At 45.6% G+C, this 10,456-nt stretch carries 7 protein-coding genes; 1 reads left to right on the forward strand and 6 read right to left on the reverse strand.

Annotation, left to right across the window (positions count from 1 at the left end):
• Positions 1-42: 42 nt before the first annotated feature.
• Positions 43-2,166 (reverse strand): autotransporter family protein, encoded by a 2,124-nt coding sequence (locus tag QUE24_RS10430; RefSeq protein WP_286303772.1) that lies wholly within the window; start codon positions 2,164-2,166, stop codon positions 43-45.
• A 472-nt stretch (positions 2,167-2,638) separates the two neighbouring features.
• Here QUE24_RS10430 and QUE24_RS10435 point away from each other — a divergent pair.
• A protein-coding gene (locus tag QUE24_RS10435) for an IS3 family transposase (protein WP_286303773.1) occupies positions 2,639-3,801 on the forward strand; the annotation gives its coding sequence in 2 pieces (ribosomal slippage) (positions 2,639-2,894 and positions 2,894-3,801; 1,164 coding nt in all).
• Positions 3,802-4,084: 283 nt separating this feature from the next.
• On the opposite strand, the gene QUE24_RS10440 is transcribed toward QUE24_RS10435, so the two are convergent.
• The 5 genes from QUE24_RS10440 to QUE24_RS10460 are packed head-to-tail and all read right to left on the reverse strand — an operon-like array spanning position 4,085 to position 10,427.
• On the reverse strand, positions 4,085-4,429 hold the full coding sequence (locus tag QUE24_RS10440; protein ID WP_286303774.1) for a DUF3147 family protein: 345 nt from the start codon (positions 4,427-4,429) through the stop codon (positions 4,085-4,087).
• 10 nt (positions 4,430-4,439) lie between these two features.
• The gene (locus QUE24_RS10445; RefSeq protein ID WP_286303775.1) at positions 4,440-7,574 is read right to left on the reverse strand and encodes an efflux RND transporter permease subunit; all 3,135 of its coding nucleotides are present in this window, start codon (positions 7,572-7,574) and stop codon (positions 4,440-4,442) included.
• 9 nt (positions 7,575-7,583) lie between these two features.
• A complete protein-coding gene (locus QUE24_RS10450) occupies positions 7,584-8,810 on the reverse strand; it encodes an efflux RND transporter periplasmic adaptor subunit (RefSeq protein ID WP_286303776.1) in 1,227 nt (408 codons plus the stop codon).
• A 10-nt stretch (positions 8,811-8,820) separates the two neighbouring features.
• Entirely contained in the window at positions 8,821-10,074 is a 1,254-nt protein-coding gene (locus QUE24_RS10455; RefSeq protein WP_286303777.1) for a TolC family protein, read from the reverse strand.
• A 26-nt stretch (positions 10,075-10,100) separates the two neighbouring features.
• The gene (locus QUE24_RS10460) at positions 10,101-10,427 is read right to left on the reverse strand and encodes a hypothetical protein (protein ID WP_286303778.1); all 327 of its coding nucleotides are present in this window, start codon (positions 10,425-10,427) and stop codon (positions 10,101-10,103) included.
• Positions 10,428-10,456 lie beyond the last annotated feature (29 nt).

A 10,456-nucleotide genomic window follows, 5' to 3' on the forward strand; every position in this document is an offset into this window, starting at 1 on the left:
CCCAACATTTTGGGGCTTTTTTATTGAAAATATATGGTTAAGTTAAAACACATATTCCAGACTAAAACTGCCGGCGGCATAATTCTCATCACGGTCACCGCCAAACTCAATATCGGCCACCAGGCTAAGGTTGTTGTTATCCGCTACGCGTAATGTGGCACCGGCAAACCCGCCTGTGACACTTTCATCACCGGCAGTCGTAAACTTGAACTGACTACCGGCGATGCTGACTTTGGTATCGTCATCATCGGTATGACGTGAGTTCAGGCCTACTCGGAATTCAAATTCACTAGCCTCATCAAACTGATAAGCAGCCGCTAATTGTGCTCTTGCAGTTAATGCCTTGGCTTTGCGGTCATCTACACTCAGATTAGAATTGGTGGTGCCCGATTCACGGTAACCATCCAGCCAGGCCATGCTGTAATTCACACTGACAGAAGGGCGCAGCTCAAGACGGTCATTAACGCTAAAGGCTGAACCAAGAGTGATGCCGGGGCTGATAAACCAGCTATCAAAATCAGACTTGGCTGTTTCAAAACCATTCAGGTTATCGACAACAAGCCTGTCATTTTCATGGTCGCCGTAACCGGCAATCAGTGAGCCTGTGATATTAAGACCATGGGTTTTACGGTTGGCATAAACGCCGATGTAATAATTATCTGCTTCTGTTTCAAACGACGCGGTCTGGGTATCTGTCTTACTTCGCACAACACCACCCATCAAGCCTGAACGGTGACCACTTATATCCCACTCATAACCGAAGTTCACGCCGACATGGTTATGGTCATAGCCAAGGGCGCTGCCTTCGGCATCACGATCAAAGCGACCGCCAAAGACTTGCGCCCAAGCCACCGGTTTATGCTCTTCAAAGTACATACCGGGAGATAACTCAAGGGACGCCAGCTGTACCGGTTTCAGTAGTGTGGTCTGCGCCATACGCTGCCCAATCACATAGTGGATGGATGAGGTCATGCCGGCTAACTCCACCCCGCGGGTGGATTCAACTGTCGGGTCAACGGTGATAACGGTATTGCCTGATACCACACCGGTGCCAAACAGGTTAATATTCTCGGTGTTTTCAAATGTCAGGTTGGTCGAGCCAATATCATAGACATTGACGGTATCATTATCACCACCAGCATCACCCAAATCAATCTCGCCAATAATTTGCGAGCCGGACAACAGGTTGAGGGTAATGTCATTGGAGTCACCCAAAATGGCATGTGAATTGGTTCCAGTTGCCGAAATCAGACCGCTATTATTGATGATGGCATCACTACCGCTAGACCAAATACCGTGTGCATAATCATCAGTAGTGATGATACTGCCGCTATTATTGATGGTGGTGTCACTGTCTCGAGACCAAATGCCGCGTGAAGCAAAGCCGCTGGTCGTAATAACCCCAGTATTCTCGATAGTGCTGCCTGCGGCATATGAATAAATGCCGTGAGAATATTCATTGTTGGTGCTGATATTGCCGCCATTGGTAACCTGAGCGTTGTCCCCCACTGATGCAATACCGTGGCTATTGCCACCATAAGTCTCAATATTGCCGGTATTGTTGATGACCGCATTGGCACCAGTTGATTGGATACCCACTCCAGAAGTGCCACTGGTGGTTATCATGCCACTGTTGTTGATGATGGCGTTGCTGGCTATTGAGTAAATGCCATTTGCATTATTACCGCTGGTGATTAGACCGTCGATGTTGTTGATATTAGCATTACTGCCAACTGAATAAATGCCATGTGCATTATAGCCGCTGGTGGTTATCATGCCGCTGTTGCTGATGGAGGCATTACTGCCTTGTGAGTTAATGCCACGCGCATAATTACCACTGGTTGTTATGCTGCCGCTATTATGGATAGTGGTATTTTCACTTGATGAATATGAATAAATGGCCTCTTCATAATCACCACTAGTTGTGATGCTGCCATTGTTCTCGATAATAACATTGTTGCCGGGGACCAGAATAGGGATGATGCCCGATGTGTTGAGCTCACCACCAGTTTCAATAGTACCGGTTTCATTGTCGCTGAGGGTTTGCTGGGTTGTGACCTTCTCACCATCCTGAATCGTAAAACTGGCTCCAAAACTTGTGGATGACAAGGCCAATAAGATAACAGCAGATAACGGGCGTAAAGCCATTGATGAGCAGGCCGACATGTTCAAAGTCCTTATAAAAAGCGCAGTATTGGGATATATACAAGGATGTTACAAAGTTAGGCTGCAAGCCGATATACACTAATTAGAGACTAGACATTTCTGAAAAAAAGAAAGCCCCATGGTATGGGGCTTTAGGTGTGCTTTATAGGTGCGATGTTTTTTTGAAATTAAAACGCATACTGCAAGGTGAGACTCCTTGCTGCATAATCCTCATCACTATATACCGTCGAACTCGACATCGGCAATCAATGCGAAATTGTTGTCATTCATCACCCGTAAGGCTGAGATAAATACCAAAAAAGCTATCTTTAACGAATCAAAATGATGTGCTGATGGTATTTGTCTGTTTTGAGTTATTGAAATGAGCGTTTTAGCGTCAGAGCATTGATAACTTGGTAAAGGTGTTTGTGTAGTGGTTTACTGATCCCGGACACCATTTTAGGAGGTACTATGACCTCCACAGAGGTGTTCAATGACAAAACAAAGAAGAAGTTTTACTCCTGAGTTCAAGCTGGAGGCAGCGAGTTTGGTGGTGGACCAGAACTACAGTGTTCCAGAAGCCTGCCAAGCCCTCGGTGTGGGTGAGTCAGCCTTACGTCGCTGGGTTAAACAGTTACAAGCTGAACGAGGTGGGCATACACCTGCTTCCAAGGCGCTGACGCAGGAACAGCAGCGTATTCAGGAACTAGAAGCGCGGGTGAAGCGCCTGGAGCAGGAAAAAACCATATTAAAAAAGGCTACCGCTCTCTTGATGTCGGACGAGCTCGGCTCTACACGCTGATAGAGCAATTGAGAGAGCACGGTAAGCTGAGCCTGCTTTGCCCACTGTTTGGTGTTGGCCTGAGTAGCTTTTATGACAGGCAGAAATGCCGGACACAGCCTGATGTGAAGCGCCTGCAACTACGTTCCAAGGTGAATGAATTATTTACAAAAAGCCGGGGCAGCGCCGGTAGTCGCACCATTGTCGGCATGCTACGGGACGAAGCGATAGAGATTGGCCGCTTCAAGGTCAGACGACTGATGTCTGAGCTGGGACTGATTTGCAAACAGCCCGGCCCCCATGCCTATAAGCAGGCGACCGTTGAGCGGCCTGATATACCCAATGTGCTTAATCGGGAATTTGAGCCTGACCGAGCGAATCAAGTCTGGTGTGGAGACATTACCTATATATGGACAGGTAATCGTTGGCATTACCTGGCTGCGGTACTGGATTTATATACCCGCCGTGTGGTTGGATGGGCTATGTCGGCCAGGCCGGATGCTGACTTGGCCGTAAAAGCACTGGATATGGCTTATGAGTCGCGGGGTAAACCACAGAATGTGTTATTCCACAGTGATCAGGGTAGCCAATACAGCTCTCGAAAATACCGACAACGGTTATGGCGCTACCGCATAACTCAAAGCATGAGCCGCCGTGGTAACTGTTGGGATAATGCGCCAATGGAGCGGTTGTTTCGGAGCTTTAAGGCTGAATGGTTGCCAAGACTGGGCTACAGCAACTTAAGTGAAGCAATGCGTGATGTGAGCTATTACCTGATGGATTATTACAACTGGCAACGGCCACATCAATTTAACGATGGATGTCCTCCTGCAAAGGCGGAAGATCTGTCTAAATCCGTGTCCGGAATTAGTTGACCACTACATTTGTGGACAAAGATTGAGCAGTTTTTTTCCACTTAACTTTGATTTTAAGGTTGAGTTGATGCCGTTCAGTTGCCGGTCGCTCCGCTGGCTAGCTATAAGAGCATCCTGTTATAATGCCAGCCCGATGTCCCCGTAGCTCAGCTGGATAGAGCGTCCCCCTCCTAAATACTCCGGCACGAAATCGAAGGATGTCTGCACCGCAAGGCAATCCCTTGAATCTACTGGTTTTTTGGTTAAGTTTCCGGCTATCTTCCGGTTAATATTAAGCTACAAATTAACCTCGGATAAGATGAAGTGCGGTTACCATCAAAAAATAAGCAACAACGGTGAGCGCTATCGAAATACCCAGACTGAGGTAAAAGCCAAACTCGTGCTTGAGTAATATCGGTAAGGCGATAAACAGCACGAGTGAGGGTAAAACCAACCAGACAATATCTGATGCCAGTGAGATGACTTTGGCTGTATCACCACTTTCTTGATACAGCCAAATCATAGCGATAACAGAGACCAGTGGGACTGAAGCCAAAACCGCGCCCATTAAGGAGCTTCGCTTTGCTATTTCTGAAATAGCGACGATGAGCAAAGCGTTAACAGTGATTTTAGTGATGAAGTACCACATTGTTGTCTCCTTAGCTCTTGCGTTTTTCGCTTCGGCGATGAAGCAGCAGATACAGGGCTGGCAATACAACCAGCGTCAGTAATGTTGATGACACGATGCCACCAACCACAACTGTTGCCAGCGGTCTTTGGACTTCTGCGCCAGTGCCAGTATTCAGAGCCATAGGTATAAAGCCCAAACTGGCCACTAGCGCTGTCATCAATACTGGACGTAATCGCTGCATTGCTCCATTTCTGACCGCTATCAGTAATGTTTCATCTTTTTCGCGTAACTGTTTTATAAATGTAAGCATTACAATGCCATTAAGCACTGCTATACCAGACAATGCGATAAAGCCAACTGCGGCTGATATAGATAAAGGCATATCTCTAAATAGCAGTGCTAATAATCCTCCGGTCAATGCCAAAGGTATGCCTGTAAAAATAAGTAAGGCATCTTTGATGGATCGGAATGCACTAATCAACAATGCCAAAATCAGGACTAATGTTGCTGGTACTACAATTGATAGCCTTTTAGTTGCAGATTGAAGTTGTTCGAATGTACCACCATACTCAACCCAGTATCCTGATGGCATGAGCAAACGTTGATTGACCGTATTTTGAATATCCGTGATAAAGGAACCTAAGTCTCGTCCTGTCACGTTTGCTGATACTAGTACATGACGTTTACCACTTTCCCGGTTGATCTGATTGGGTCCCACATACTTTTTGATTTCAGCAATTTCACCAAGTGGCACATACGAGAGGTCAGGATCTTCACTCTTAGTGAGAGCGACAGGTAATCTCGACAGATAATCAATGTTCTGTCTTTTTTCTTCCCCCAGTCTAACGACAAGTCTAAACCGTCTGTCACCTTCGTATATGAGACCCACAGTCTCACCACCAATGGCTGTTTGAATGGTTTGCTGCATATCACTGACGCTCAAGCCTAATAGAGCAAGATGGACGCGATCCGGCTCAATAGATAGCATAGGAAGCCCTGTGATTTCTTCCATTCGAACATCAGCCGCACCATCAACAGCAGAAATCAGTTCTATCGCTGACTGGCCCACTGAATTGAGAGTTTCGAGATCATCCCCATATATCCTCACAGCAACGTCTGCCCTGACACCGGCGATCAATTCATTGAATCGCATCTCAATGGGTTGTGTAAATTCATATTTATTGCCCGGAACAGCTTCGACCGCTTTTCTAAGTTCAGCTAAAAAGTCGTCTTTGCTCTGTGTGGGATCTGACCATTCTGTGCGTGGTTTTAGAATCAAAAAGGTATCAGCCACACTTGGTGGCATGGGATCAGTGGCAATATCAGGTGTACCAATTTTGGCAAAAACACGCTCAACTTGGTCAAACTCTCTGATGATAGCCTCCAGTTGATTCTGCATACCAACTGCTTGTTCAAGCCCTGTTCCACTGATTCTCAGCGCGTGCAAGGCAACATCACCTTCATCTAACTTGGGCAGGAATTCTGTGCCCATGCGAGTTGATAAGCTAGCGATTACCATGACAAAGAACAATGCAGTAATACTGATCAATACCGGTGTTTTGATCGCAATATTAAGAAGTGGACTATAAAGCTTTCTGGCACCGCGCATAAGGATGTTTTCTTTATGTTCAATATTACCTCGAACAAAGATAGCAATAGCTGCAGGCACAAAAGTCATCGCCAGTATCAATGCACCTGTCAGAGCAGCAACAACTGTAAAGGCCATCGGTTCAAACATCTTGGCTTCTACACCCCCAAGCGCAAATAAGGGAAGATACACAAGCATGATAATGAGTACACCAAATACAGCAGGGTTGAATACTTCACGCGTACTATTAGCTACCTCAGCTAATCTTTCTTCTAATGTTAGTAAACGTCCCAGTCTGTCTTGAGCCATCCCAAGCCGGCGGAGTGCATTCTCGACAACGATGACAGCTCCATCGACAATTAAACCAAAATCTATTGCCCCTAAACTCATCAGGTTGCCCGATACACGGTTGCTGACCATTCCAGTCACCGCAAATAACATGCTCAATGGGATAATTAGTGCTGTGATGAACGCTGCTCGGAAATTACCGAGTAAGGCAAACAGAACAACGATAACCAGAATTGCACCTTCTAGTAGGTTTTTCTGAACAGTTGCAATAGTATCTTCGACGAGTGTTGTCCGTGTATAAACAGCTTCTGCCTTGATACCTTTTGGCAGGCTTCGGTTCACCACAGTCAGTTTTTCTGCGACAGCTTTGGCTACGATCCGACTGTTTTCACCCATCAACATAAAGGCCGTACCCAGTACCGTTTCTTTTCCGTTTTGGGTGGCAGCACCGGTGCGTAACTGTTTACCAAGAAAGACCTCAGCAATGTCACCTATTGTGATGGGCATGTCATCACGTTTGCTTATAACGACATTTTCTATATCTTCGAGCGTTTGTAACTGGCCCGGAGAGCGCACCAGCCATTGCTCACCGTTGGGTTCGATATAACCTGCTCCGACATTTTGATTGTTATTTTTTAGGGCGTCAGCCACATCAGCCAATGTCAGCTTATAAGCAAGCAATTTTGCAGGATCAGGAGCGACCTGATACTCGCGTTCAAAACCGCCCACACTATTTATTTCAGTCACTCCCGGCACTTTGACTAACTGTGGACGGATAATCCAGTCTTGTATCGTTCTGAGATCTTCTGCTGTGTAGGGTTGACCATCTTCTTTAACGGCATCTTCTTCAGCGCTGATGGCGTAGGTGAATATTTCACCCAAACCACTAGCGACAGGACCAAGCTGAGGTTCAGCACCCAGAGGTAACTCAGTCCGTATAGATAACAAACGTTCACTGATTTGCTGACGAGCAAGGTAAATGTCCTTGTCATCTTCAAATACGACGGTGACTTGAGATAGACCATAACGCGAAATTGACCGTGTGTATTTCAATTCCGGCAAGCCAGCCATAGCCGTTTCAACCAAGTAAGTGACTCGCTGTTCAGACTCAAGTGGTGAATATCCTGGGACTTCGGTATTGATTTGTACCTGCTTGTTGGTGATGTCAGGCACGGCATCAATAGGTAATTTGTAGGCGTTATATACTCCAAGCCCAGCAATAATCAGCGTCAGGAACATGACCAGCCAGCGCTGGTTTATTGCAAAGCGGATAATGCTATCAATCATGCTCTGCTCCTAGTGTTCGTGACTTGCGCCATCTTTTAAGACTTCCGCCTTGAGAAGATAGCTATTGTTAATGACGTAGTCCGTACCGGCTTCAAGTCCACCAGTCACTTCAACATAATTTTTGTCCTGACGACCTAATTGAACCATTCTGACTTCAAAGACATTCCCAAATCGGCCGAATACTACAGGCATGTCTCGGAATGTCTGTAAAGCCGAGCGATTGACTGCCAGCGGGACCTCAACTCGTTCCACGATAACGTCAGCCATCACATGCATGCCGGGACGCCATTTTCCATCAGGGTTTGTAATGTTAGCTCTGGCTCTCGCTATGTGGCCACCGGTCATCTGTGGTGAGAGGTAATCGAGTTTACTTTTGGCTGTGTGTTCACCATGCAGATCGCTAACGATAACAGTCATACCTTTAGTGATTGCTTCAATGTCCTTGGGGAACATCGACATTTCAACCCAGACAGAAGACAAGTCACTGACTTCTACAAGCGTCCCAATATCTGTGTGATCGCCACGCTTAACTGGACGCAATGTCACTTCACCAGAGGCAGGACTAGTTACTGCATAGGTTTGCAAGGTTTGTTGATTACGAACGGTCAGTAGACGTTGGCCTTTTTTTACTTTGTCACCCGTTTGCACATCCACTTCTTGAACAATACCGGAGTATGGGGCATGAACATGGAAAACTTTATCTTCAGCTTTGCTGACAATCCCATACACGGTGTGAGTGACCGTAATCGTTTTTGCGCCTGCAGTTTCGGTTTCTACCTCAGACAATTCAAGTAAACGAGGTGGAATCTCGGCACGCCCCTCATAACTTTCAAAGTGCCAGTGATAATCATCACCTTTAAATCTAGCATTGACTTCAACCTCGAAAGAATGAGGTTCAACGATTTCAGCGTCACCCAGTAAATAATCGGACTCTGGACTGAAATCAATCAGATCTTGTTGTCCACCAGTACGATTAAGATGAACCGTTAGATTTACATCTTCTGGGTTAACCGTATCACCATTTTTCCAGTATGGATAAATTCGCATTTCTGGTGGAATGCCAGACTCGAAAATAGTGATTTCCAGATTAAGTCCATTACTTTCTAACAGTCTGCCTCCATGAGGTCCTTCAGGAGGTGATTCATGCGCATCGTCATCATGACCATGGCCGTGACCACCGGCAGCAAAAACAGATGAGTTAAAAAACAACGCCAGTATAAATAGATACAATTTCATAAGTTATTCCTTAATATGCCGAAAGTGAGGCTAGATCAGTCCCACTCAGACGTTCTAATTCAAGATATTGGAGATGAAGGGCATGCTGAGCCTCGATACGCTCACGTTCAATATTGAATAGTTCATCTTGAGCATCGACCCACTGAAGTACGTTATAGAGACCGTGTTGATAGCCTCGCTCGACTTCATCAAGTAAAGAATTCGCCACTGGACGTATCTTATTTTCAACGAGTTCAAGTTGTTGAATATTATTCTCCATAGCGGAGGTGATGCGTTTCATCACAACTTCAAGCTGGGTTTTTAAGAGATCCTGATTAGCAAGTCTTGCTTGATGTGTTGAGTATGCGGCTGCAATGTTTCCTTGGTTTTGATTATTCCATTGTAATGGCATGGAAAAGTTGAAAATAAAAGCATTGTCATTATTTGTTTCTAATCGTCTTATGCCTGCGCCCACAGTGATATTCGCCTGACTTTCAGCTTGCGCCAGAGCCAAGTGAGCTTCGCTGACACGCGTTTGTGCTTCAAGTAACAAGTAATCTGGGGTAGTTTGAACGGCAGTGAGTAATGCAGCCATGTTTGGAGCTAATGGGGTTTGACTTAAATCACCGTCAACGTTTTCAAAGTCAGCGGTTCCAGACCAGTTAGAGGCCAGCATATTGAGTGCATTTGAGTGCTGGAATTCCAACTCAGATTTTTTTGCTTCTGACTTGGCTAGTCGTAATTGCATACGAATAACGTCAGCTTTACCAACGACGCCTGCATTAGCTCTACGCTTAATAACGTCTAAGGCCGCTTCTTCTATTTCTATTCTATGATTGTTCCAAATCAGCAAATGTTGAAGACGAAGAGCTTGATAGTAATCACGAAGCACATTTGCAGTGACGTCCAAGCGTTTGACTTTGTATTCTCGCTGAAGAGTAAGGCTGTTTCCTTTTGCAACGTTGATCCGTTTCTCACGTTTCTTACCAAGCTCGATAACTTGGCTCAATGATAGAGTTAATTCATAACCAGATAAAAAGCGGGTGTGACCTGTACCAAACGCATTTTCAAGATCGACGTGTAAAGTCGGGTTGGGTTTTAGCCCTGCTTGGAGTTCGTTCCCTTCAAGAGCTCTAACATGGTAAGGGTAGAGTTGCAGTGTAGGGTTCGTAGCAAGTGTTTTACTCACCGCTGTTGATAAGTCAATAGCAGTAGCCAGACTTGGCGCAACCAATATCAATAGTGCCGAAAAATATCGTGCACGATAATTTAGTAATAATTTCATAATCCATTCCCATAACGAAACTTACGCTAGCGCGTAATAACGATAATTAGTAGAGATGGATTAAGCGTCGGGTGGCGGGATAGGGGAGAGTATTTTCTAGAAATTAGCTGAGATGAGTCATCGCCGCTAGCTATGCTGACAGACTTAATGAGTGAGACTGCCTTGTGTTCGACTAAATCACCAATCACGTGGAGGTTGTAGTGATGTGTATGCTCTGTTTCGGAGTCGTGGTCGTCGTGATGATGTTCATCAATATCATGCTGATGAACAGTGTGAGTAAACCCATTGCTGTGTTCATCAATGTGCAGAAATGCCGATGCACTGGTCGAGAAGACCATGCAGATAACTAGCATTAATGACCATAGGTGATGACGATTCAATA

Origin of the sequence: Methylophaga marina (assembly GCF_030296755.1) — a bacterium.
Taxonomy (GTDB): Bacteria; Pseudomonadota; Gammaproteobacteria; order Nitrosococcales; family Methylophagaceae; genus Methylophaga; species Methylophaga marina.